The organism is Streptococcus sp. HMSC36C04 (assembly GCF_001839535.1).
GTDB classification, from domain to species: Bacteria; Bacillota; Bacilli; order Lactobacillales; family Streptococcaceae; genus Streptococcus; species Streptococcus hominis.
Map to the genome: position 1 here is coordinate 1 of NZ_KV841604.1, position 23,235 is coordinate 23,235.

The window sequence follows — 23,235 nt, forward strand, 5'->3', positions numbered from 1 at the left end:
TTTTGTTGCACTATATTTTACAATTTATCATTTACAAATCTAATATTGCATATTCTGTGCGGTAGCCTATTTGCAGGATTTTTCCGTCTTTTTCTAAGATTGGACGCTTGATGAGCATACCATCGGTTGCTAGAAGCTCTGCGGCTTCTCCTGCGGACAATCCTGATAGTTTATCTTTCAAACCTAGCTCACGATATTTGAGTCCACTAGTGTTGAAGAAAGATTTGATGTTTAAATCAGAATTTTCCATCCAAGTTAGAATTTTCTCTTTACTCGGTGTTTCCTTGACAATGTCTACTGCTTCAAAGTCCAGACCCAAGTGGTTTAATTCAGCCTTAGCTTTGCGACAGGTCGAACATTTTGGATATTCAATAAATCGTAACATATCATTTCTCCATTTATATCATTTATCTAAAGCTTTCTCGCTAAGCTCTACGCCTTCATGCTCCAAAAGCCATATTTTCTTGTCTAATCTCCCAGCATAGCCAGTTAGTTGTCCTTGACTTCCTAGCACCCGATGACAAGGAACGATGATAGAAAAAGGATTTCTACCTACAGCACCGCCAACAGCCTGCGCAGAACGATTACCTAACTTCTTTGCTATCTGACCATAAGTAACTGTTTCTCCGTAAGGAATAGTTTGCAAATAAGCCCAGACCCGTTGTTGAAAATCTGTCCCAACAACAGCTAAAGGAAGACCCGAAAAGTCTGGATACTTTCCGCTAAAATAATCATCTAGCAAAAGACGAGTTTTTTTCAGAATATCATTTTCTACTGGCATCGTGGCCTTCTCTAAACCACGCTCAAAATATTTCTGCTTGAGAAACCAGGCTCCAATAAGCCCTGTCTCATCAGCAACTAAAGACATTTCTCCTAAAGGGGAAGTATAAATTTGTTTATAAAAAGTCATTTTTACTCACTGACTTGCTCATGATAACGAGCATATAATTCACTCTTATTCCAACCATATTTTTTAGCCACTTCTTTGATAGCTTGATTTTTCTTTGCTCCTGCTGCTACTAGAAAATCAATCTCTGCCAACAAATCCGCTTCTGACTGCTCAACCACTTCTTCGCTCGCTCCTTCCACAATCAGCAAGCATTCGCCCTTAAGCGGATTTTCTGAAATATGGTCTATCACTTCGGAAATCAAGCCACGTTGGTATTCCTCATAAATCTTAGTCAATTCCCGTACCAGAACAACGGAGCGATTTCCATAAATACTAAGCATATTTTCTAAAGTAGCCTTAACCCGATGAGGAGATTCGTAAAAAATCTGTGTCTCTGGATAGGCTTTTTTATTAGAAAAAAACTCTTTTTGCCGACCAGCCTTGCGTGGCAAAAATCCATAAAAAATATGAGGTTGCGGAGCAAGACCACTAGCTATCAAAGCTGAAACACCTGCGCTGGGACCAGGTACAGTCACTACTGCGATTTCCTCAGCAATAGCAGCTTTGACTAAATCATGCCCTGGATCCGAAATGCTAGGCAAGCCGGCATCCGAAACCTGCGCAATATCCTGACCACTTTTCAGCAAACGAATCAAATCAGGGATTTTTTCTTTGGCATTATGCTCATGAAAGCTAATCTGCTTCGTAGCAATGTCAAAATGCTTGAGCAACAGACCAGTATTTCTGGTATCTTCTGCTGCAATGAAATCGACTTCTTTCAGAGTATTTACCATACGGATACTCATATCGTCCATATTCCCAATCGGAGTTGCCACCAGATAGAGCTTCCCATAAGGAGACTGACCCTTAAAACTTTTTTGAATCTGCATGCTTACTCCCTAAAAAGTAATTCATCACAAAACATACATTCTGCATCATTTTCACGGCGTTGCCCATAAAAATCTGTGCACACATGAAAACCATCTTCATAGAGTTTGCGCAAATTATCCCGGTTTCTTTTTGTTTTTGGTGTTGCTGCGTGCTCTACCTGTCCTAATCGCTCTCTTAATTTATCATTTTCCAAGCGCAGCGCTACATTTTCTTCCACCACGCTTTTCAGATTTTTCTTAATCGCTTCTACTTCTGCTAAAGTAACAAGCAGATTTTGAGAAAATTCATCAAGAGCATCAAATAATTCTTTTTTATTCATCCTCACTACCATTTTCCTGTACCAACGTAGCCATCATTCTCTTTCTTGTAACACCATATATTCTAGTGCATTTTGAAAATTAACATTGGCTTGCCACATTTTTCTTGCTGTAAATATACCTTCTAAATAGAAGCGTCCCCACGTTGTTTGCATTTCTTTTGCAAAGAGAAGCTCCAAGAGTTTCAAAACCTGTTCTTGCTTTTCCTTATCATCTGCCAGACTAGCCAACTTCGCAACCTGCAAATAAGCGGCCTCTTTTCGATTTAAGCAAAGCGATGCAAAACGCTCACATTCTGCTGCCAAGTCAAAAAAAGCTGGGCTGGCCGCCAAACGTAGGGCTTCTTCTTCTGTTTGACTATAAGCAGTTAACAATTCTGCTTGTGTCTTTATCAGCCCAGCCTGCTCCAATTTTTCAAGCAAATAGACTTGATTTTTTGGAAAATGAAATAGCTGCGCTCGGCTTTTAATCGTGGACAAAATAAGATTTTCATCCGCTGTCAACAAGAAAATATACACTTCACTTTGCGGCTCTTCAATGACCTTCAACAGCGAATTAGCTGCATTGACATGCATCTTGTCCGCATCACAAATGATAAACACTTGCTTGCTGCTTTCAAACCCTGACTGAGAAAAATTACGCACTAGTTCTCGGACACGCTCTGTCTTGATAATCTGATTGACAGGACGGACGACTGTCACATCTGAAAAATCCTCTTCCTCAATCAACCGACAATTTCGACATTCTCCACAAGGAAGAACGCCATTTTTATTGGTGCAAAACAAGCTCTGTGCCAAACATTGAGTCATTTCAAAACTGCCGAAAGCCCCTGTAAACAGATAAGCATGATTCAGCCGATGTTGCTGTAAAATGTGCTCAAAACGCTCAAACAAAACTGGCTGCAACTGAGCTAATTCTTCTATTTTCATCTTAAACTCTCAACTCGTTCTGCCAATACTGCTAAAGTATCTGCAACGACCTTTTCTAGTGGCTGACTAGCATCGATTTTTCTCACACGGTTTGGCTCTTTTTCAAGAATAGACAAATACCCCTCACGCACGCGCCGATGCCATTCCACACTTTCACGATCCAAGCGGTCCGCACCACGCTCTTTGCTCTTAGCAATACGAGCCAAGCCTTCCTCTGCTTCAATATCAAAATAAAGGGTCAAATCTGGCTTCAAACCGTCGGTCGCAAAATCATTCAGCCAATCAATATCAGCCACCTTCAAGCCTCGACCAAAACCTTGATACGCCACCGAACTATCAATAAAGCGATCCACCAGCACCATTTCACCACGATCTAAAGCAGGTAAAATACGTTCCACCAAATGTTGCCTACGACTGGCAATATAGAGGAGCAATTCCGTTTTTTCATCGATTTCCGTATGCTTCGGATCTAAAACAACATCGCGAATCTTCTCCGCAACTGCCACTCCACCAGGCTCACGCGTAGTGACAAACGCCTGCCCTTTTGCTTCTAAAATCGGAATCAAGGCTTCTAAAACACTTGATTTTCCTGCACCGTCTGGTCCCTCTAAAGAGATGAATATTCCTTTTGCCATACTAACTCATTTCTTCCTTTTTCTCCTTTCTATTTTAACAAAAAACTCCAGAAAAATCATTGCCAGAAAAAGTTTAAAAAAATTTTTTCAAAATGATACATAAGTTTTCAAGATTTGATACAATAGAATGTACAGAAATTATTAGGAGGTTATTATGTCTAAGTTTAAAAACTATCTAACGATTATTCTAGGAGCTGGAATTTTTGCTTTTGCAATCAATTATCTGATTATTCCGAATCATTTGTATGAGGGAGGCGCAACTGGTGTGACCCTCATTACATACTATCTTTTTAAGATTCCTGTTTCACTGATGAATCTCATCATCAACATTCCTCTTTTCATTATTGCTTGGAAAATTTTTGGATCGCGGCTTTTGTACTCTAGTATCTTAGGGACTTTTGCCGTTTCTGCTTGGCTGGCGGTCTTTGAAAAAATCCCTTTCGTGATTAACCTTGAAGGCGACCTCGTGATTGTGACGCTTCTGACAGGGATTATTGCTGGCGTTGGACTAGGAATTGTTTTCAATGCCGGTGGTACGACTGGCGGTACCGATATTATTGCTCGAATCGCTAACAAGTATACGAATATCTCCATGGGAAAATTGATGTTTACTGTAGACTTCTGCGTCCTTATTTTCGTTATACTTGTTTTTAAAGATGTTCGCTTAGTGACTTATACCTTGATTTTTGTCTTTATCGCTTCACGAGTAATTGACTTGATTGGTGAAGGCGGTTATGCCGGCAAGGGCTTCATGGTTATCACTAGCCATCCAGAAGAATTAGCAAAGAAAATTGACGAAGATCTCGGTCGTGGAATTACTTTTATCAATGGACAAGGCTACTACAGCGAGAATGATCTGAAACTCATTTACTGCGTTGTTGGACGAAACGAAATGCAATCCATGAAAAAAGTTATTCATAGCGTCGATCCACATGCCTTTATTACCATTACAGATGCCCATGAAATCCTTGGTGAAGGCTTTACCTTAGATGTCAATAAGCAACCTATTCAGAAATAATCTTGCTCCCATTATAAAAAACGCATGATCACAGTTAAAAGACTGCTCTCATGCGTTTTTGTTATTTTATAATGCTTTTGCTGACGTACGGGTAATGTCTTCTACCTGAATACCTTTGTCTTCAAATTTCGCTTTTAAAGCCGGCAAATCCACATTGCCATCAATTTGAACTTCAATGATAACCTTGCCATCTTTGCGTGGAATATTAACAGCGTTAGAGATGTTGAGATTTTCTTCGACAATCAAATGCACTATCTTCTCCAACACACCGACTTCATCTTCTGTAATGAAACGCACGCGAATACCTTCTTCACCATAGCCAGCAATTTCAAGAAAGGCTCTGAAAACATCACGATCTGTAATGACGCCGTATACTTGCTGGTTGTCCACCACTGGCAAAATGCCAATTTTATTTTTCAGCATCAAGTAAGTAGCATCTTCCAAACTAGCAAATTGTGATACCGTCACCACATCACGAATCATGACATCTTTAATTTTGGTCTTGTTTAGCAAATAATTCATCTCATAGATAGACAAGCTGGTCGCTTTTGAAGGACTTGCTTCGGCAATCGTTCCTTCAGTCACCAAACCGACCAATTGGTCATTTTCAATAACAGGAAGCCGGTGCAATCCTTGCTCCCGCATAATATCCGCCGCATGCGCTACCGTCGTGTCTGGACTAATGTACACTACTTTTCGTGTCATAAAATCTTTAACTGCCATGGGAATCTCCTTTATCTTTGATCTTTCAGTTCTATTATACTGTATTTTCTAGTTTATTTCAAACGCTTTCAATCTACTTACCTATGTTTTCAAGAATATTATTAGTGAATAAAAAAGAAGTAGAAAACCACTTCTTTCTCCTTTTTTCACCCACCGAGATAAGCCTTGCGGACTTCATCGGAAGCGAGCAATTCTTTTCCTGTGCCAGACAAGACAATATTTCCTGTTTCTAAAACATAGCCACGGTCGGCAATTGAGAGGGCTTTGTTAGCATTTTGCTCAATCAATAGAACAGTTGTGCCTTGTTTTTGAATATCTTGAATAATATCAAAAATTTCTTGAATGAAGAGAGGAGCCAGTCCCATTGAAGGCTCATCTAAAAGCAGAAGTTTGGGAGTAGACATAAGAGCTCGTCCCATAGCAAGCATCTGCTGCTCACCTCCAGAAAGAGTTGCAGCATCTTGATTTTTACGTTCTTCTAAGCGCGGAAAGCGTGAGAAGACTTTTTTTAGATTCGCTTGATTTTCATCACGATTTGTCTTTAGAAAAGCACCCATTTCTAGGTTTTCCAAAACAGTCAGGCCTGGGAAAACATGGCGTCCTTCGGGTACCTGAGAAAGCCCTGCTGCTACAATTTTCTGAGCAGGAACTTTTTGAATTTCATTTCCTAGAAACTCAATTTTTCCTGCACTTGGACGAACCAGTCCTGAAATGGTTCGAAGAATCGTTGTTTTTCCGGCACCATTGGCACCGATGAGAGAAACAACTTCGCCCTCGTTGACTTCAAAGCTGACATCTCGGACAGCCTGAATCATGCCATAATGGACGGAAAGATTTTCAACTTTTAGCATAGACATTAGGCTTCACCTCCCAGATAGGCTTCAATAACACGCTTATCATTTTTAATCTCGTCAGGAGTTCCGTGTGCGATCAAACGACCATACTCCAATACATAAATTCGTTCCGTCACTTCCATAACTAGGCTCATGTCATGCTCAATCAGCATGATTGTGATTTGGAATTCATTTTTTATGCGACGAATTAACTCTGTCAATTCTGCTGTTTCCTGCGGATTCATTCCCGCAGCAGGCTCATCAAGAAAAAGAATTTTAGGCTCTGTTGCTAGAGCACGCACGATTTCCAAACGGCGTTGTTGACCGTAAGCTAAATTCTTAGCAAGTGTTTCTGCTTCACCGTCTAGGTCAAAGATTTTTAGCAATTTCAATGCTTTCTCACGCAATTCTGCTTCATTTTTATAGAAAGCTGGCAAACGAAAGAAGCTAGCAAAAACATGTGCTTTGTGGTGATTTCCAAAAGCAATCAAGACATTCTCTAGGACTGTCAAATCTTTAAACAAGCGAATATTTTGGAATGTCCGACTGAGTCCTAAAGAAGCAATCTTATAAGGTGCCTTGCCATTGAGCAAATGCCCATCCAAGGTCACGCTTCCTTCACTTGGTTCATAAACACCGGTCAGTAAGTTAAACAAAGTTGTTTTTCCAGCACCATTTGGACCAATGAGACCGACTAATTCGCCCTCATTCAGCTCCAAGGTAACATCGCCAACAGCAGTCAGCCCGCCGAAATTTTTTGTTAAGTTTTTTACATCAAGAAGCGCCATTAGTTGACCTCCTTATCTTTTTTAAAGAAGCGTGATAGGCTCAATTCCCATGTGCCAAGAAGTCCTCCCGGACGGAAAATCATCACTAAAATTAAAGCAAGAGAGTAGATAATCATCCGAATGCTTGCTACATTTTGAAGCACCATGTTTAAAATTCCCAAAACAATCGCTGCAACAATGGTACCAGTCATAGAACCAAGACCACCAAATACCACAATAATCAAGACATTGATACTATTGATAAAAGTATAATCTTTCGGCACAACAGAGCCAATAAATCCTGCTTGGAGTGAGCCTGCGATACTAGCTGTCATCGCTCCAAAAACAAAGGCAATGACTTTGATTTTAGTGGTATTGACCCCCACAGATTCTGCTGCAATTTCATCTTCACGAACTGACAAGGTTGCTCGTCCAATTGGGCTGCGCAAGAAATTGATGGTTAAAATAGTTGTGATAACTACAAAGAAATACACCATTTGCCAATTGGTAAAAGCAGGAATACCCAAGATACCTGCGGCTCCGTTGGTCAAATCGCCTCCATTGATGATTAAAATCCGAATGATTTCAGAAACCCCAAGCGTGGCAATTGCTAGATAATCGCCCTTCAAACGAAGAGTAGGAATCCCGACAATCAAAGCGACTGCTCCTGCAATCAATGCCCCTAACACCATAGCCGCAAAAAAGGCAGGATAGGTAGCAGATTTCGAACCAATAATTGCAGCTGCATAAGCACCAATTGCCATGAAGCCAGCATGCCCCAGAGAAAATTGACCAGAAAAGCCGACAATCAAATTCAACCCTACTGCTAAAATAATGTTAATACCGATTTGTTGTAAGATTTGCAAGTAAAAATCATTCAAAACTCCAGCGCTGACAAGGAGAGTCAGCAAACCGTAACCGGCAAGAAGGAGCACAAACCATAGAATATTTACTTTTACATTCTTTTTCATCGCTTACACCTTCTCTTTCACATTCTTACCAAGAATACCTGCAGGACGGACAAGTAAAATCAAGATTAAGATACCGTACACAATCGCATCGCGGAAATCTGACATACCAAAAGCTGTCGCAAAGGTTTCTAATAGACCAATGACAAAGCCCCCCAGTGCTGCTCCGGGGATAATACCAATCCCACCAAGTACCGCAGCGACAAATGATTTCAACCCTGGTGTCATTCCCATCAAAGGCTCCAAAGAATTATAATAAAGCGCGATGAGTACACCTGCTGCTCCTGCCAAAGCAGAACCTAAAGCAAAAGTGAAACTAATTGTACGATTGACATTGATTCCCATTAGCTGCGCTGCATCACTATCAACAGAAACTGCCCGCATGGCTTTTCCCATTTTTGTTTTTTGAACGATGACTTGTAACAACACCATTAAAATTAGGGAAACAGCCAAAATCATTAATTGGATATTGGTGAGACTAATCGGTCCAAAACTATAACGAACCGTTTCAATCACTTGGGGGAACGAACGAGTATTGGCTCCTACAAAATACACCATCACGTACTCCAAGAAAAACGAAACACCAATTGCAGTAATCAAAGCTGCAATTCGAGTCGAATTTCTCAACGGGCGATAAGCCAAAAATTCGACTAGTACGCCTAAAGCCGCTGTCCCAATCATTGCAAAGATTAAGGCAAGGAAAAAATTAAGATGAAGGAAATTTATCAAGAAATACCCCATAAAAGCACCCATCATGTAAATATCTCCATGAGCGAAATTGATGAGTTTGATAATTCCATAAACCATGGTATAGCCGAGAGCGAGCAAAGCATAGACGCTCCCTAAAATTAGACCATTAACAAGTTGTTGGAGCATGGCCACCACACTTTCTAATTATAGTATAGAAGAAAGAACTATGTGATCGTTCACATTTTCTTATCTATCGTGAAAAAAGAGCGAGTCAAGTCATCATTTCAAAAAAATTGATTTTTCTCACTCATCTATTCTAAGTTTGAGCAAATGAGACCTTTAAACCTTTTAAGTCTCATTTCACGGTTGACTGATTTTTAACAGCTTAAAACATATCTAACAATCAATCACTATGTCTTACAAACCTTAATGAAACATATTTTTAAGACTAAGACTTTTATCCCGCCTCTTTTCTTTTAGCCCGTATAAAGAGAAGTAACTATCTACGATGCTTACCATAAATAGTTACTCTTTTATACACTATAAAATATATTTTAAGCAATTTCTTGCGAAGGATTACGGCTTAACTGTTTCAGCTGCTGTGACTTTCCCATTATTCATGGTCATCATAAAGGCTGTTTTAACAGTATTATGATTCTTGTCAAAGCTGGTATCACCTGTTACACCTTCAAAATTCTTTGTCTTGGCAAGATTGTCTTTGATGTCAACAGATGTTTTCGCACCCTTGGCAGCATTGGCAACAAGATAAACAGAGTCGTATGCTAGTGCCGCAAATGTTGAAGGTTCTTCATTGTTGTATTTAGCCTTGTAAGCTTCTAGGAATTTCTTAGCTTTCGCTGAGACATCAACTGTCGAAGAAAAACCTGAGATGTAGTAGATATTTGAGGCTTTGGCTGGAGTTGCTTGTTGGACAAATTCCTCACCATTAAAGCCATCACCACCAACGATTGGCTTATCAATTCCCATACCACGCGCTTGGTTGACAATTTTACCAGCTTCCGTATAATAACCAGGAATGATAATCGCATCAAAATCTTTTCCCTTCATCTTGGTAAGTGCTGCTTGAAAATCTGTATCACCAGCGACAAACTTTTCATCTGCAACAATCTCACCTTTGTAGGCATTACGGAAAGCTTTTGCGATACCTTTGGCATAATCACTTGAGTTATCTGTATAAAGCACAACTTTTTTCGCTTTTAACTTTTCTGTCACATATTTAGAAATGATTTTCCCTTGGAAACTGTCTTGGAAAGTTCCGATGAATAAGTATTCTTGATTTTTCGTCAAACCGTCTTGTGTCGCACTAGGTGAAATCAAAGGCACACCTGCTTTTGTCGCATTGGGAACTGCCGCTGCTGTTGCACCAGAAGTTGCAGGTCCTACGACTGCATTTACTTTTGATTGGGTTACCAAGTTAGTCGTGACAGAAGCTGCTTCTGCTGTTTCAGATTTATTATCCTTGTCAACAACTTCAAGTTTCTTGCCATCAATACCACCAGCTTTGTTGATTTCATCAACAGCCAGTTGGGCACCTTTTTGTTCGGCTGTTCCATAAGCTGCTGTTGCACCAGTTTCTTCAAAGTTGAATCCGATTTTAATAGTCTTATCAGCAACTTTTGTACCAGTTGTATTGGAGCCACCTGACTTTACTTCCCCACAAGCGGCAAGAAGGGCAACACTTGCAAGGGCAACAAATGATAGAGCAAATTTTTTCTTCATATTCTTATCTCCTCGTTCCGAAATGATATGTTTAGAATATATCGAATTATCTGACAATTGTCAAGTGGTAAATGAGATTTTTTTATATGTTTACGTTTTCTTTATCTCTAAACAAGTTTCCAACAAAGTCTGTGTCCAATTCTTGAATGTGACAAACCCGTACTTGTTTGACATATTTTTCTTTAGATAACTTTTGCATCGTCTCTTCTACTTGCTCTGTCGGAACATACAACTGGAGGTAACGATGCTTTTTAGAATGGTAGACAATATCGCCAATAGTTTCTATTTTTTTCACATCTCGATTGTAATACAAATACACAATCAAACCTGTTCGTTCTTCTTTTTTAAACATGAATTTTCTTTCTAATTTAATTTTATCATTTATAAGTATATCAAAAAAATGCCCATCAGAGGACATTTTTCGTACAGTAATAAACAAATGATTAGTTTAAATTATTATTTGCCATGATTTCATCAATGAAACCATAATCCAAGGTTTCTTGAGCACTCATCCAATAATCGCGTTCTGCGTCTTTATGTACTTGCTTAATGGTTTTCCCTGAATTATCCGCAAGGATTTTCTCCAAGTTATTTCGGGTTTTCAGCAAATGCTCAGCCGCAATCGCCATATCGGTTTGTTGCGTACCGCTACCAGTTCCGCCCATTGGTTGGTGAATCAGGTATTCTGCATTCGGCAACATGAAGCGCTTGCCTTTAGCACCACTTGAAGCAATAATGGTTCCCATGGAAGCAGCCATCCCCATGACAATTGTTTGGACATCTGACTTGATGAAGTTCATGGTATCCACAATCGCTAGACCAGCCGATACAGAACCACCTGGCGTATTGATGTAAAGATAAATATCTTTAGTATTATCTTGTGCATCAAGGAAAAGCAATTGCGCAATAATAGAATTAGCCATATTGTCCTCAACAGGACCTGTCAGCATAATAATGCGATCTTTTAATAAGCGTGAGTAAATATCGTAGGAACGTTCCCCACGACTTGTTTGTTCAATAACTACAGGAATCATTGTATTCTCCTTTTCATCTGATATTTAATCTGACTAACAATTTTTAGTGAGATTTTTCAAATATGAGACTATTATAGTCTTTTGGTCAAAAAAGGTCAAACATAAAACTCATTATTTTGTACCGAAAAGACGATCTCCTGCATCTCCCAATCCTGGAACGATATAGCCGTTTTCATTCAAGTGATCATCAAGGGCCGCTGTAAAGATTTCCACGTCTGGGTGAGCTTCTTGTAAAGCTTTCACACCTTCTGGCGCTGAAACAAGGCAGACAAATTTAATATTGTGTGCTCCGCGTTTTTTCAATGAATCAATGGCTAAAATAGCTGAACCACCTGTCGCCAGCATGGGATCTACCACAAAGATTTGACGTTGGCTAATGTCTTCTGGTAACTTCACAAGGTACTCAACTGGTTTTAGGGTTTCTTCGTCGCGATACATGCCAATATGTCCGACTTTAGCAGCTGGCACAAGGCTCAAAAGACCGTCCACCATACCGATACCTGCACGTAAAATTGGGACAATAGCTAATTTTTTACCAGCCAATTGTTTTTGAACCGTCTTTGTAATGGGCGTTTCAATTTCCACATCTTCTAATGGTAAGTCACGTAAAACTTCATAGCCCATCAGCATAGCAATTTCATTTACTAACTCACGAAAAGCCTTAGTAGAGGTATCCGTACGGCGTAAGATAGACAATTTATGCTGAATGAGCGGATGTGCGATCACTTGAAATTTTTCCATGATTGGTTTTCCTTCTTTCAATTTATTCTTCTTATTATATCAAAAAAACATAAAAAAGGCTCGTGACAAACAAGCCTTTTCAAAGATTGTCAATTGCTTACAACCATTCATGGTATTTCTTAATATAAAGATGCTTCACAAACGTAATACTTGCCATATATAAAATCATGACAAGGATTAAGAATAAGAAATAAGTACCGTTTAATGGAGCCACTTTTAAAAGTGCTGCAAAAGGACCGTAGGGCAATAAGGTTACAAAGAACACGGCTGCTAGCGTTGTCATAACTACAGACAAAGCCGGTCTGCTTTGAATAAATGGCAGTTTAGGTGAGCGTAGCATATAGATAACCATGGTTTGCGTCCACATGGACTCAATAAACCAGCCTGTTTGGAAAATAGTAATGAACTCGCTAGACATACCATGATGGTAAACAGAACCTGTCATCATCGGTGCGATGATAAAGAACAAAATCAAAAAGGTCAAACAGTCAAAAATAGAACTAATCGGACCAATCCAAGCCATGAAGCGCGTAATGGATTTGGCACTCCAAATACGAGGCTTTTGCAAAAATTCACGATCTACATTGTCAAATGGTAAAGCGATACAAGAAATATCATAGACCAAATTCAACACAATCAAATGAATCGGTGCCATAGGCAAAAATGGTAGAAAAATACTTGAAATCAACAAGGAAAAGATATTCCCGAAGTTGGAACTGACTGTCATCTTGATATATTTGGTCATATTAGCATAAACTTTGCGACCTTCCACCAAGCCTTTTTCAAGCACCAACAAGTCCTTATCTAACAGGATAACATCAGCTGTTTCTTTAGCAATATCGACAGCTGTATCAACTGAAATCCCTACATCAGCTACTTTCATAGAAGGTGCATCATTGATGCCGTCTCCCATATAGCCAACCTTATGCCCATTTGCTTTCAGCTGCAAAATGATACGCGCTTTTTGGTCAGGAGATAATTTTGCAAAAACAGTTGTGGTTTCAACCACCTTGCTCAATTCGTCATCTGACATCGTTTCAATCACAGAGCCAAGTAGGATATGTTTTGCATCTAAGCCAACTTTCTCACAGACCGCTTCTGTGACTTTTTCATTGTCCCCTGTCAAAATTTTGGTGGCAACACCATATTCTGTTAAAGCCTTGATAGCAGGCGCTGCAGAAGGTTTTGGCGGGTCAAGGAAAGCAAGATAACCCGTCAAAATCATGTCTGACTCATCTTCTACTGTGTATTCATAGTCAGCATCTAAGTCTGAGCGATAGCTGACGCCCAGCACACGCAATCCTTGTTCATTTAACTGTGCAACTTCTGCTAAAATTTCTTGGCGAATCTCTTCTGTCAAAGGAAGGATTTCCCCTTTGTCTTCGACATAATTTGAAATAGACAGCATTTCCTCCAGAGCACCTTTTGTCACCATGCTGACGACATTCTCATCATCTCGAACCAACACACTCATGCGACGACGCTCAAAGTCAAAAGGCAATTCATCAATCTTCTTAAAAGTTTGGTCCAAGTTACGAACGATTTCGTGCTTTTCTGCTTCTTTTTCCGTCCGATTGATAATAGCACGATCCATCAGATTTTTTAGCCCTGTTTGATAATACGAATTAAGATAAGCTCTGCGAAGAACGGCTAAATCAAGCTCTCCATGAATATCAAGCGGATATTCCAAAACGATCTCATCTTGTGTCAGCGTTCCTGTTTTATCCGTACAAAGAATATCAATCGCTCCCAAATCTTGAATAGCATTAAGTTTCTTGATAACAACTTTTTCTTTTGCCATAAGAATGGAACCCTTAGCCAAGCTCGCAGTGATGACCATAGGTAACATTTCTGGTGTCAAACCAACACCGACACTAAGTGCAAATACACCAGCCTCTAGCCAATCCCCGTCTGTCAGACCATTGATAAGAAAGACAATGGGTACAAGTACCAACATGAGACGAATGAGCAACCATGAAATGCTGTTCATTTCCCGCTCAAATGAAGTTGGTTCATCATAAGTATTGAGCGTTTGCTCAATAGCACCCATCTTGGTATCATCTCCAACGACCAGAACAAGGGCAATGGCACGACCAGAAATCACATTGGTTCCCATAAAGCCAAGGGCTTCAGATTCAAGCAAGCTATCTGCCTCTTTTTCCTCACATTTATCCAGCGCCATTTTTTCAACAGCATCACTTTCGCCTGTCAAGCCTGACTGTTGCACGAAGAAGTCGCGCGAATCCAAGATTAGCACATCTGCTGGCAACATATCTCCTGCACTCAAGCGAATAATGTCTCCTACCACTAATTCTGTAATTGGAATTTCCTGTTCTTTTCCCTCACGAACGACTGTCACTGTATTGACAATCATACGTGAAAGATTGCTGGCTGCTTTGTCGCTCCGCAATTCTTGCACAAAGCGAATACTACCAGACAACAAGACAAGGACAACAATGATGATAAATGTCGTCGGATCTTCTTGCCCAGGCTTTGCCAGCCAAACATTGGTCACCAAGGATACCAATGCAATGAGTAAGAGAATGACGGTAAAAGGATTGATAATGGATTCATAAATTTTTTTAAAAATTGAATCTTCTTGCCCTTTAGTCAATTCATTTTCACCATATAAGTCGCGATTTTCTTCAACTTGCTCTTCTGTCAGTCCTGCTCTGGAAGTGTTGAAAAAAGTCATCGTATCCCCTACAGACATATGAAGAGCATTTGTTAATCTTTCTTTTGCTGTTTTCACTGATTTTCTCCTCTATCTAAGACGCATCCAAGCAATAAAATAACTGCACACAGCTTTTTGCTCAGGTGTCGTTCATTTGCTAGAGTCGATTCCAAAAGGAGCATGAGGAATGCTCAGATATGGCAATCGACTGATTTTCTGTTGACTCGGGTGATCATCATTTGGCATATTCCTCACTCCTTTCCCTTACGGTTTCCTTTTTTAAAAAAATCAGTTCAAAACAATAAAATCCTACCATGAAAAACATGGCAGGACTGTATGTCTTGTGTTACCGTTCAAGCTTTAACTCCGTAGGGCAATGAAATGACATTAGTCAAAACCTTAGCGATCTCAACTGCTAACCAGCGCATAGTGTCTCCACTACTTTGCGGTAGTCATCCGTATCCCTATGGTAGCCTCACCTACCGATTTTTCATACTAACTATACTCCTCTTAAGAACGATTGTCAACCCAAAATGGCTGTTTCTGAAAATTTCTTTTCATTCTTATTGTGGCAAACAACGCACGATTCTCTTGCAAATCTCTTCTACTAAGAGTTTTGGTGTTGCAATATTTAATCTTGCATGCAACTCCCCCTCTTTTCCATAGTCACTTCCTCGATTGAGAATGACTTTGGCTTGGTCATGCAACAAAGTAAAAAGTTCATCATCTGTCAAACCATAATCGCTAAAATCAAGCCAAATTAGATAAGTTCCTTGTGGTTTCATAACTTTTAACCGCGGAGCTTCTTTGGCAAAATAATCCACCGCAAATTGAATATTTTCTTCTAAAACATCTTTTAATGCTACTAACCAAGGTTTTCCATAGCGATAGGCCGTTTCTGTCGCAATATAACCTAGGCTTGACACTTCGTGATGATTATTTGCCAACTGGCGTCGTTGAAATTGTGCACGTAATAAAGGATTTTCAATAATGGCATAGGAATTTTTGGTCCCTGCAATATTAAAAGTCTTGGTAGCACTGGACAGTATAATGGCAAGTTCTTTAAAATCAGGTGAAATGGTATTAAAGGAAACATGCTCATGACCAAACAAGGTCAGATCTTGATGAATCTCATCTGATACCAAGATAACCTGGTGTTTTTGACAAAGGTGACCAATTTTTTCCAAAACCTCCCTTTCCCAGATACGTCCTCCGGGATTGTGCGGACTGCAAAGAAGGTACAATTTCACATTATTTTCGACAATATCCTTTTCCAATTGTTCAAAATCAATTTGAAACAAACCATTTTCTTCTTTGAGAGAATTAGATACCAATTTTCGATTGTTTAAGCGAACGCTACGAGCAAAAGGTGGATAAACAGGAGAATTGATTAAAACAGCGTCTCCCTCTTTGGTAAAGGCTTGAATCGCAATGGAAATAGCTGGCACAACACCTTCTACAAAAACGATATCTTCTTTATCAAACGAATATTGATGTTCGCTCTTTTCCCAATCCAGCACCGCTTGGAGCAACTCATCACTCGCATAAGTATAGCCATAAACCAACTGCTCTGCATAGTCATGAATCGCTTGTTTTACTTCCGGCATGACCTCAAAATCCATATCTGCAATCCATGCCGGCAGTAATTGAGGATCAGTCTCTGTCTCTTTCCACTTATAAGTGTGGTGAGATAAGCGATTCGGTGCTGTTTGAAAATTGTATTTGCTCATATTATACCTCCAAAGCAAATTTAAAATCTGTGATTAAGTCTTGGCTGTCTTCGATTCCAATGGATAAACGCAACAAGTCATCTGTTAAACCGTAGGATTTCCGCACTTCTGCTGGAATATCTGCATGCGTTTGTGTCGCAGGATAGGTAATCAAGCTTTCTACACCACCTAAGCTTTCTGCAAAGGTAAAGACTTTTAGTGTGTTTAACAAATGTGGAATAACTGCTTCATCCTTGACTTTAAAGGAAATCATGCCGCCTTTTCCCGGATAGAGAACCTCTCTTACTGCTGGCGAATCTTTCAAGAAAGCTGCTACAACTTGTGCGTTTTTTGTTGAACGCTCTATACGCAGAGACAAGGTTTTCAAACCTCGAAGCAAGAGATAACTATCAAATGGAGACAAAACAGCTCCTGTCGTATTGAGATTGTAGAATAGATTCTCATAAAGCTCTTTGTCACTCGTCATAAGAGCACCAGCCAGAACGTCATTATGTCCTCCTAAATACTTGGTCGCCGAATGCAGCACAAGATCTGCTCCATTTTCCAAAGGACGTTGATAAATTGGAGTATAAAACGTATTATCTACAATAACCTTTGCACCTTTTGCATGAGCTTTTTCTGCGATAAATGCAACATCAAACTCAAGCATTAACGGATTGGTCGGGGTTTCCAGATACACTACATCTATATCCTCCGTTAAAGCCGCAAGCAATTCTTCTTCCGTATTTGCATATGTAAAGTGAAAGCGCCCTTCTTGCTCCACTTGATGAAACCAGCGAAAAGAACCGCCATAAAGGTCACGAACCGCTATAACTCTACTCCCAACCGGAAAAACGCTAAAGGCTAGCACAATAGCACTCATTCCTGAACTGGTCGCTAACGCATAATCCGCACTTTCAATAGCAGCTAAGGTTTTTTCCAAGCTACTTCGCGTTGGGTTTTTCGTGCGCGTATAGTCATATCCAGTGGATTTTCCAAATTCTGGATGCTGATAGGTCGTTGAAAAATGCAAAGGTGTTGTCAAGGCACCTGTTGCTTCATCCGTTTTAATACCAGCATGAGCTAAAATCGTGTCTAATTGTAACTTTTTATCCATAATAAATAACCTCCACAAGATAAGAGCGGAATCAAGCAATTCTTATATTTTCTAAGTGATTCTATTGTATCATCTTACGAAAGCACTGTGTTTTGTTCTTTTCAAGACCTAGATATAGTTAATAACTATAATAGCTATTAAAAGATTATCAAATCATAGATGTTTATTCTCACAATAACCAATTTCATTATATCTTAATTCTTATAAATTTTCTACAATATTAAAAAGCCTTTCGGCTTTTTAATGAATATGAAATTTTTGACGTAAGGTTTGAGCTTTCTCACCAATAAAACGGTCTAACAAACGGACTCGCAAAACCATTGCTCCATAAATAGCGATGCCCAAGCCACCGATGATAACCAAATAAAGCATACTAGAAATGCGTCCACTTGGATGAAAGACAAATCCAAGTACGACTTCCACAATGGCAATCAAAAGAGCCATAACTGCCGTTAAAATTCCAATCAACAAACTCCGTTTGAAGAGAATGGTTTGATTGAGCCCAGTTACTTGACGAATGTGTTGGTACATCAGAATGATTGGAACAATAAGTCCAATAGTAGTCGCAAGCAAGGGGCCGTAAGCTCTGAACAGATAAATAAATGGAATTTGCAAAATGAGCTTAACAAGAACTCCATAACCAAAATAGATAATTGCTTTACGATTTTGGAAAAGCGCCTGAATCATTGGCGATAAGACAGTATAGACGCCAAGAATAATCGTCTGTAACATAGCAAAAATGAAGAGCCCCAAGGCCAAACTATCTGGTCGTCCGTAGAAAATCGTGTACAATGGCCGCGCTACTAAGACAGAACCAATCGTTGCTGGTAAAAGAAACAGCAGTAACATACTCAAATTATCTTGAACTAAGCGCGCAGCCGCCTTTAAATCACCTTTGACATAGTTTTCTGTCAGCAAGGGAATCCCCACACCGCCGATCGAAGTTGCTACTGCAATCAAAATCATGGTAATCTTATTTGGATTAGCAGAGAAATAACTGAACATAACCACCAGCTGAGAATTGCTATAATTGGTGAACCATTTCATCGTATTGATAAATGTCATCTGGTCAATGATTTGGAAAAGCTGAATAGCAGAACCCGTGATGATAAAAGGAATGGCTTCACGAATCGTATCCACCAGCAAAGCACGGCTGTTGATTTCAGCACTATTAGCCGGTTTGTGTAAGATAGATGTCAAGAGATTGGTCTTCCAAAGAAAATAAACCAAAACCGCCATACTAGCAAACATACCGACAAAGGCTGCAAAAGTAGATTGGGTCACTGCAGCAACATAATCTTTAGTGCCCAATTTCATAATGAAGAATGTTGCAAGCAACATCCAAATCACACGAATGACTTGTTCAGCAATCTGGCTCATGGCATACGGTTTTAAATTGTTAAAACCTTGGAAAAATCCACGAATGACACTCATGGCTGGAAATACTAGCACAGCCCACGACAAACTTTGCATGACCGGAATCAGCTCTTTCCCAACTCCTGATACACGCGCAAAGAACGGTGATAAAAGATACATCACAACTGCAAAAATGACCCCCAACAAGAGCATGAATTTCAAAAATTCACGAATGAGAGTAAAACTATGATCTTTTTGATCCATCGTATTGTACTTGGCGACTTGCTTGGCGACTGCAACTGGAACTCCTGCCGTAGAAATCAGAAGAAACCAAGCATAAATATTGTAGCCCATAGTAAACAATCCATTGGCTTCTGCACCGTGTTTCCCCATCCAGATATACCAAGGAATGATATAAATTGCCCCTAAAAAGCGGCTGATAAAGTTACTAGCTGTCAGCCAAGCTGTTCCTAGCAGCATTTGTTTTTGTTGATTTGTTGTTTGTTGGTCCATACATAACCTCTAAAAATAGTCTCATCTTATTATAAACTTTTCCTTTCCGCTTGTAAAACCTCGCCATTAAGTTTACAATAGAAATATGATAACAATTGAAAACGCATTAAACATTTTAAAAAACGATCACAATTTCCGCGAGATTATCGACAAGGGACAATATTTTTATCATTATCGTAATCTTGTTTTTGAAAAAATCAGCTACGACAGCCGTGAAGTGGATGCTTCCACTCTTTTCTTTGTCAAGGGTGACAATTTTAAAAAAGAATTCTTGGAAAAAGCAGTGACAGCGGGTCTACAGCTTTATATCAGTGAAATGGATTTTGAAGTGGGAATTCCTGCTCTCATAGTCAATGACGTAAAACAAGCCATGAGCCTTCTTGCCATGGAATTTTATGGAAATCCACAAGACAAACTCAAATTGCTCGCTTTTACAGGAACCAAAGGAAAGACCACTTCTGCTTATTTCGCCTATCATATCCTCCAACAAAGTCACAAGCCAGCTCTCTTGTCTACCATGAACACGACGCTGGACGGAGAACATTTCTTCAAATCTGCTTTGACAACACCGGAAAGCTTGGATTTGTTCAAAATGATGGCGACAGCTGTTGAGAATGGACGAACTCATCTTATCATGGAGGTTTCCAGTCAAGCCTATCTGAAAAAGCGGGTTTATGGTTTGACCTTTGATGTTGGCGTTTTCCTCAATATTAGTCCTGATCACATCGGACCAATTGAACATCCAACATTTGAAGACTATTTTTATCATAAACGGCTTCTCATGGAAAATAGCCGAGCTGTGGTGGTCAATAGCGAAATGGACCATTTTGAAGTTTTGGCTGAGCAAGTTGCTTCCATGGATCATGATTTCTACGGACAGCATTCAGACAATCAAATTCGTCACTCGCAAGCCTTCTCTTTTGAAACCAGCGGAAAGTTAGCAGAGAAATTTGACATTCAGCTGATTGGTCGTTTCAACCAAGAAAATGCGCTTGCCGCTGTACTTGCTTGTCTCCGCTTGGGTGCTTCCGTTGCGGACATCAAGAAGGGAATCGCAAGCACACGTGTACCTGGACGTATGGAGGTGCTGACCCAACAAAATGGTGCCAAAGTATTTGTGGATTACGCACACAATGGTGTCAGTCTCGCTAATCTCCTATCGGTCGTTCAAGAACATCAAAAAGGTAAGATTATTTTGGTGCTCGGTGCAACTGGAAATAAGGGCGAGAGTCGCCGCAAGGACTTTGGCCTCTTGCTGAATCAACATCCTGAACTAACGGTGATTTTAACCGCAGATGATCCAAATTACGAAGATCCAATTGCCATCGCAAAAGAAATTGCTTCTTACATATCCTTTGATGTTGATATGATTGCTGACCGCGAAGAAGCTATTAAAAAAGCCCTTGGCTTAACTAGTAAAGAAGGCGATGCTGTCATTCTAGCAGGCAAAGGCGCTGATTGCTACCAAATTATAAATGGTAAAAAAGCTAACTATCCAGGTGATTATGCGATTGCAGAAAAATATTTATAGAAACTAATAAAGGTCGAGACAAACGTTTTCGACCTTTAATTATTTAAGAAAATTTATACTAGCAAAGAGAGATGAGCACAATTCTTCAGAAATCAAAATCTTGCTTTATGACTTTACTTTCTCCAACTAATCAAAACATACATCAGACTTGACCCAAACATATCTGCAAGTGCATGCACGAGAAAGAATGGTAAGAGGTTTTTAACCTTATATTTGTAAAGAAAATAATAGAGAATTCCAAAGCCAACACCAATTGTCAGTGCCCAGAGCATTCCTTGATAGGTATGGAAAGAAACGCGAATAATCGTCGAATAAAGAAGAACCCACCACTTATATTTATCTTTTACTGAGGTCAATAAACCTAAGAAGAAAAATTCTTCATAGAAGCCATTGAGCAAAGCATAGAGAATAGCCATAGGTGTCAAATCAATAAATTTGCGGAAAATTTCCGTCAAATCAATATATTTCCACAATTGCGGATCAAAATAATTGTATTCTCCGCTAAGGGTCGTCACTGTATCCGCGAGAATCCCCATAACCGCAAAGATAAATGGAACCCAAAAGAGTACAGACCACGATAAACGAATCGGCAACTGCTTAAAGTCAAAACGGCGAAGTATTAAATAGGCTATCGTCAAAGCTAACATGAGAAGCTGCAATTCTAAATTACTGGAATAAGCTGCTCCGTCCCTTGCTGTTTTACTAGCTGTATCTGTTACTGCTGCCGTAGTGGACGGTGACAAGCTCGCAAGATAAAGTTCTGTTGAACGATAAATAAATTGTCCAAACAACAGAGCTGTCACAATGACAATATCAAACCATTTCAAATACTTCAACGGCTGAGACAGACGAATTTTTACTAAAAGATTCACGATACATTCCTTTCATGAAATGATTTAGTGACTACCAAATCTTGCTAAACTTAAACCTTATACTTATAAATCTATCAAATAAACCTTAAAATTTTATTATTCTAAGGTTTATCTAATGCTTTCTTTACACGAAAGGTCAATGTTTCCTTATCAAAATCCAATTTTAATTCATATTTCCCTGCTTCGTTAGGCGCAATATAACCTAAAATCACTAGAGCATCTACAAAAATATCACGCCGTTTCTGCATCAGCTCAGTTTTGCGACCATATTTTAAGAGGAAGGTCGTCATATATTTTAAAGCATACTCAGGATTTACATCTCCTACCAAATCATAAAGTTTTTGTTGCTGATTGATCAATGGATATTGTTGCTTCAGCCTGTAAAAATAATTGGAAAGCGTCAACTGCTCTCTGAGAAAATCCGTTTTTTCTACTAAAATAGCTTGGTTTGTTTGATTGGTTAAATGTGTCTCAAAACGCATATTCAGCAATTCTTGATAAAGAGGACTGTCATCTCGCACAAAGACTTCCTGATCCAAAGACAAATCCGTCACATTTTCCAACAGAGGCACGCTTTGACGATAGCGTTTATTTTCCCGAAGTACATATCCTGCCTTGATATATTCCTCCATGGAGCGATCAATATTGGAAAAGTTTGCAAATTCATGCTTTATCTCTCGCAAAGTAACATCGTCATGTCGGTCTAAGTAATTTATCAATTCATGAAAAAAGGGCTGACATGTCAAACGACTGGGATTGATTACTTTAATCATCTAATCTTCCTTTATAAACTAATTTTTCGGATTGAGCCAATTGACTAGGATTGGTTCCCGGCTGATGAAGAGGAACAGCTAGCCCCAATTCCTTGTAATACTGCTGCCAAAAAGGAGCAATTTTCTCATCTTCATCACCGAACTGCATAGCAATAGTTTCAAAAATGGGGAGAATTTCCGCAATATATTCAGAACAGTAAAAACCTGTCGCATTTGGATAAAAGCTATTGTTATAAGGCTTGTAAAGGTGTTGTTCTGCTCTTTTCCAGACAGCTTTCGCATCTATATCAGGGAAAACATAGACACCATAACATTCATCGTCCTGTAAAAATTCCTCTATCGGCAGTTTTATGACTCCCCGCTCGCTTGTCGCATGGTAAATCCAGCCGTCAAAAAAGATCGCCACATGATTATACCGCCCAGTTGATCGCTGAATAGCTTCTGCCATATCAGATTGACTGAACACAAAAAGTAAATCCCCATTTTGTAAATCTTGAATTTTCATAAAACTATTG

General features: G+C 39.5%; 24 protein-coding genes and 1 riboswitch. Of the genes, 2 read left to right on the forward strand and 22 right to left on the reverse strand.

Annotated features, from left to right (window positions below; translation table 11 throughout):
- Window positions 1-31: 31 nt before the first annotated feature.
- Genes HMPREF3249_RS07055 through tmk form a run of 6 tightly spaced genes read right to left on the reverse strand, consistent with a single transcriptional unit; the run spans window position 32 to window position 3,661 of the window.
- Entirely contained in the window at window positions 32-385 is a 354-nt protein-coding gene (locus HMPREF3249_RS07055; protein ID WP_049533461.1) for an arsenate reductase family protein, read from the reverse strand.
- An 18-nt stretch (window positions 386-403) separates the two neighbouring features.
- On the reverse strand, window positions 404-910 hold the full coding sequence (locus HMPREF3249_RS07060) for a methylated-DNA--[protein]-cysteine S-methyltransferase (protein WP_070867553.1): 507 nt from the start codon (window positions 908-910) through the stop codon (window positions 404-406).
- A 2-nt stretch (window positions 911-912) separates the two neighbouring features.
- Window positions 913-1,779, reverse strand: a complete 867-nt coding sequence (rsmI, locus tag HMPREF3249_RS07065; protein WP_059221030.1) for a 16S rRNA (cytidine(1402)-2'-O)-methyltransferase — start codon at window positions 1,777-1,779, stop codon at window positions 913-915.
- A gap of 2 nt (window positions 1,780-1,781) precedes the next feature.
- Entirely contained in the window at window positions 1,782-2,099 is a 318-nt protein-coding gene (yabA, locus tag HMPREF3249_RS07070) for a DNA replication initiation control protein YabA (protein WP_049508256.1), read from the reverse strand.
- A gap of 33 nt (window positions 2,100-2,132) precedes the next feature.
- Complete coding sequence (locus HMPREF3249_RS07075; RefSeq protein WP_059221032.1) at window positions 2,133-3,026, reverse strand: DNA polymerase III subunit delta'; 894 nt, start codon at window positions 3,024-3,026, stop codon at window positions 2,133-2,135.
- Window positions 3,023-3,661, reverse strand: coding sequence for a dTMP kinase (gene tmk, locus HMPREF3249_RS07080; protein WP_003028324.1), 639 nt, complete (start codon window positions 3,659-3,661; stop codon window positions 3,023-3,025). Before tmk ends, HMPREF3249_RS07075 begins: the two co-directional genes overlap by 4 nt.
- A 154-nt stretch (window positions 3,662-3,815) precedes the next feature.
- On the opposite strand from tmk, the gene HMPREF3249_RS07085 reads away from it, so the two are divergent.
- Window positions 3,816-4,679, forward strand: a complete 864-nt coding sequence (locus HMPREF3249_RS07085) for a YitT family protein (RefSeq protein WP_059221034.1) — start codon at window positions 3,816-3,818, stop codon at window positions 4,677-4,679.
- 66 nt (window positions 4,680-4,745) lie between these two features.
- On the opposite strand, the gene HMPREF3249_RS07090 is transcribed toward HMPREF3249_RS07085, so the two are convergent.
- From HMPREF3249_RS07090 to HMPREF3249_RS07150, 13 genes are all read right to left on the reverse strand, one after another.
- On the reverse strand, window positions 4,746-5,402 hold the full coding sequence (locus tag HMPREF3249_RS07090; protein WP_003025613.1) for a CBS domain-containing protein: 657 nt from the start codon (window positions 5,400-5,402) through the stop codon (window positions 4,746-4,748).
- Window positions 5,403-5,548: 146 nt separating this feature from the next.
- Window positions 5,549-6,259, reverse strand: coding sequence for an ABC transporter ATP-binding protein (locus HMPREF3249_RS07095; protein WP_003032369.1), 711 nt, complete (start codon window positions 6,257-6,259; stop codon window positions 5,549-5,551).
- On the reverse strand, window positions 6,259-7,023 hold the full coding sequence (locus HMPREF3249_RS07100; RefSeq protein WP_003034299.1) for an ABC transporter ATP-binding protein: 765 nt from the start codon (window positions 7,021-7,023) through the stop codon (window positions 6,259-6,261). The genes HMPREF3249_RS07095 and HMPREF3249_RS07100 overlap by 1 nt, the downstream gene beginning before the upstream one ends.
- Entirely contained in the window at window positions 7,023-7,973 is a 951-nt protein-coding gene (locus HMPREF3249_RS07105; protein WP_049512492.1) for a branched-chain amino acid ABC transporter permease, read from the reverse strand. Before HMPREF3249_RS07105 ends, HMPREF3249_RS07100 begins: the two co-directional genes overlap by 1 nt.
- A gap of 3 nt (window positions 7,974-7,976) precedes the next feature.
- Entirely contained in the window at window positions 7,977-8,846 is an 870-nt protein-coding gene (locus HMPREF3249_RS07110; protein WP_059221036.1) for a branched-chain amino acid ABC transporter permease, read from the reverse strand.
- Between the two features lie 390 nt (window positions 8,847-9,236).
- Window positions 9,237-10,400: an ABC transporter substrate-binding protein gene (locus HMPREF3249_RS07115; protein ID WP_003028331.1), complete on the reverse strand. Its 1,164-nt coding sequence runs from the start codon at window positions 10,398-10,400 to the stop codon at window positions 9,237-9,239.
- A gap of 82 nt (window positions 10,401-10,482) precedes the next feature.
- Window positions 10,483-10,752, reverse strand: a complete 270-nt coding sequence (locus tag HMPREF3249_RS07120) for a YlbG family protein (RefSeq protein WP_022525177.1) — start codon at window positions 10,750-10,752, stop codon at window positions 10,483-10,485.
- Between the two features lie 91 nt (window positions 10,753-10,843).
- Entirely contained in the window at window positions 10,844-11,458 is a 615-nt protein-coding gene (locus tag HMPREF3249_RS07125) for an ATP-dependent Clp protease proteolytic subunit (RefSeq protein WP_223349572.1), read from the reverse strand.
- 87 nt (window positions 11,459-11,545) lie between these two features.
- Entirely contained in the window at window positions 11,546-12,175 is a 630-nt protein-coding gene (upp, locus tag HMPREF3249_RS07130; protein ID WP_003025639.1) for a uracil phosphoribosyltransferase, read from the reverse strand.
- A 97-nt stretch (window positions 12,176-12,272) separates the two neighbouring features.
- A complete protein-coding gene (gene mgtA / locus HMPREF3249_RS07135) occupies window positions 12,273-14,927 on the reverse strand; it encodes a magnesium-translocating P-type ATPase (RefSeq protein WP_059221038.1) in 2,655 nt (884 codons plus the stop codon).
- 263 nt (window positions 14,928-15,190) lie between these two features.
- Window positions 15,191-15,343: riboswitch (M-box (ykoK) riboswitch) on the reverse strand.
- A gap of 69 nt (window positions 15,344-15,412) precedes the next feature.
- Entirely contained in the window at window positions 15,413-16,579 is a 1,167-nt protein-coding gene (locus HMPREF3249_RS07140) for a MalY/PatB family protein (RefSeq protein ID WP_059221039.1), read from the reverse strand.
- A 1-nt stretch (window position 16,580) separates the two neighbouring features.
- Window positions 16,581-17,675, reverse strand: a complete 1,095-nt coding sequence (locus HMPREF3249_RS07145; RefSeq protein ID WP_059221041.1) for a cystathionine gamma-synthase — start codon at window positions 17,673-17,675, stop codon at window positions 16,581-16,583.
- A gap of 240 nt (window positions 17,676-17,915) precedes the next feature.
- The gene (locus tag HMPREF3249_RS07150) at window positions 17,916-19,544 is read right to left on the reverse strand and encodes a putative polysaccharide biosynthesis protein (RefSeq protein ID WP_059221044.1); all 1,629 of its coding nucleotides are present in this window, start codon (window positions 19,542-19,544) and stop codon (window positions 17,916-17,918) included.
- Between the two features lie 85 nt (window positions 19,545-19,629).
- Here HMPREF3249_RS07150 and HMPREF3249_RS07155 point away from each other — a divergent pair, with 85 nt between their 5' ends.
- Window positions 19,630-21,075 carry a UDP-N-acetylmuramoyl-L-alanyl-D-glutamate--L-lysine ligase gene (locus tag HMPREF3249_RS07155; protein ID WP_059221046.1) on the forward strand — a complete coding sequence of 482 codons (1,446 nt, stop codon included), beginning with the start codon at window positions 19,630-19,632 and terminating at the stop codon, window positions 21,073-21,075.
- 113 nt (window positions 21,076-21,188) lie between these two features.
- Here HMPREF3249_RS07155 and HMPREF3249_RS07160 read toward each other — a convergent pair whose 3' ends face one another.
- From HMPREF3249_RS07160 to HMPREF3249_RS07170, 3 genes are all read right to left on the reverse strand, one after another.
- Complete coding sequence (locus tag HMPREF3249_RS07160; protein WP_003043372.1) at window positions 21,189-21,947, reverse strand: CPBP family intramembrane glutamic endopeptidase; 759 nt, start codon at window positions 21,945-21,947, stop codon at window positions 21,189-21,191.
- 101 nt (window positions 21,948-22,048) lie between these two features.
- Window positions 22,049-22,720: a DUF1803 domain-containing protein gene (locus tag HMPREF3249_RS07165; protein WP_059221048.1), complete on the reverse strand. Its 672-nt coding sequence runs from the start codon at window positions 22,718-22,720 to the stop codon at window positions 22,049-22,051.
- Window positions 22,713-23,225, reverse strand: coding sequence for a YiiX/YebB-like N1pC/P60 family cysteine hydrolase (locus tag HMPREF3249_RS07170; RefSeq protein ID WP_049533474.1), 513 nt, complete (start codon window positions 23,223-23,225; stop codon window positions 22,713-22,715). Before HMPREF3249_RS07170 ends, HMPREF3249_RS07165 begins: the two co-directional genes overlap by 8 nt.
- Window positions 23,226-23,235: the final 10 nt, after the last annotated feature.

Bases quoted from the DNA above. Each gene is read 5' to 3' on its own strand.
- HMPREF3249_RS07055 (WP_049533461.1), bottom strand. From the start codon at position 385: ATGTTACGATTTATTGAATATCCAAAATGTTCGACCTGTCGCAAAGCT.
- HMPREF3249_RS07060 (WP_070867553.1), bottom strand. From the start codon at position 910: ATGACTTTTTATAAACAAATTTATACTTCCCCTTTAGGAGAAATGTCT.
- rsmI (WP_059221030.1), bottom strand. From the start codon at position 1,779: ATGCAGATTCAAAAAAGTTTTAAGGGTCAGTCTCCTTATGGGAAGCTC.
- yabA (WP_049508256.1), bottom strand. From the start codon at position 2,099: ATGAATAAAAAAGAATTATTTGATGCTCTTGATGAATTTTCTCAAAAT.
- HMPREF3249_RS07075 (WP_059221032.1), bottom strand. From the start codon at position 3,026: ATGAAAATAGAAGAATTAGCTCAGTTGCAGCCAGTTTTGTTTGAGCGT.
- tmk (WP_003028324.1), bottom strand. From the start codon at position 3,661: ATGGCAAAAGGAATATTCATCTCTTTAGAGGGACCAGACGGTGCAGGA.
- HMPREF3249_RS07085 (WP_059221034.1), top strand. From the start codon at position 3,816: ATGTCTAAGTTTAAAAACTATCTAACGATTATTCTAGGAGCTGGAATT.
- HMPREF3249_RS07090 (WP_003025613.1), bottom strand. From the start codon at position 5,402: ATGGCAGTTAAAGATTTTATGACACGAAAAGTAGTGTACATTAGTCCA.
- HMPREF3249_RS07095 (WP_003032369.1), bottom strand. From the start codon at position 6,259: ATGTCTATGCTAAAAGTTGAAAATCTTTCCGTCCATTATGGCATGATT.
- HMPREF3249_RS07100 (WP_003034299.1), bottom strand. From the start codon at position 7,023: ATGGCGCTTCTTGATGTAAAAAACTTAACAAAAAATTTCGGCGGGCTG.
- HMPREF3249_RS07105 (WP_049512492.1), bottom strand. From the start codon at position 7,973: ATGAAAAAGAATGTAAAAGTAAATATTCTATGGTTTGTGCTCCTTCTT.
- HMPREF3249_RS07110 (WP_059221036.1), bottom strand. From the start codon at position 8,846: ATGCTCCAACAACTTGTTAATGGTCTAATTTTAGGGAGCGTCTATGCT.
- HMPREF3249_RS07115 (WP_003028331.1), bottom strand. From the start codon at position 10,400: ATGAAGAAAAAATTTGCTCTATCATTTGTTGCCCTTGCAAGTGTTGCC.
- HMPREF3249_RS07120 (WP_022525177.1), bottom strand. From the start codon at position 10,752: ATGTTTAAAAAAGAAGAACGAACAGGTTTGATTGTGTATTTGTATTAC.
- upp (WP_003025639.1), bottom strand. From the start codon at position 12,175: ATGGAAAAATTTCAAGTGATCGCACATCCGCTCATTCAGCATAAATTG.
- HMPREF3249_RS07140 (WP_059221039.1), bottom strand. From the start codon at position 16,579: ATGAGCAAATACAATTTTCAAACAGCACCGAATCGCTTATCTCACCAC.
- HMPREF3249_RS07145 (WP_059221041.1), bottom strand. From the start codon at position 17,675: ATGGATAAAAAGTTACAATTAGACACGATTTTAGCTCATGCTGGTATT.
- HMPREF3249_RS07150 (WP_059221044.1), bottom strand. From the start codon at position 19,544: ATGGACCAACAAACAACAAATCAACAAAAACAAATGCTGCTAGGAACA.
- HMPREF3249_RS07155 (WP_059221046.1), top strand. From the start codon at position 19,630: ATGATAACAATTGAAAACGCATTAAACATTTTAAAAAACGATCACAAT.
- HMPREF3249_RS07165 (WP_059221048.1), bottom strand. From the start codon at position 22,720: ATGATTAAAGTAATCAATCCCAGTCGTTTGACATGTCAGCCCTTTTTT.
- HMPREF3249_RS07170 (WP_049533474.1), bottom strand. From the start codon at position 23,225: ATGAAAATTCAAGATTTACAAAATGGGGATTTACTTTTTGTGTTCAGT.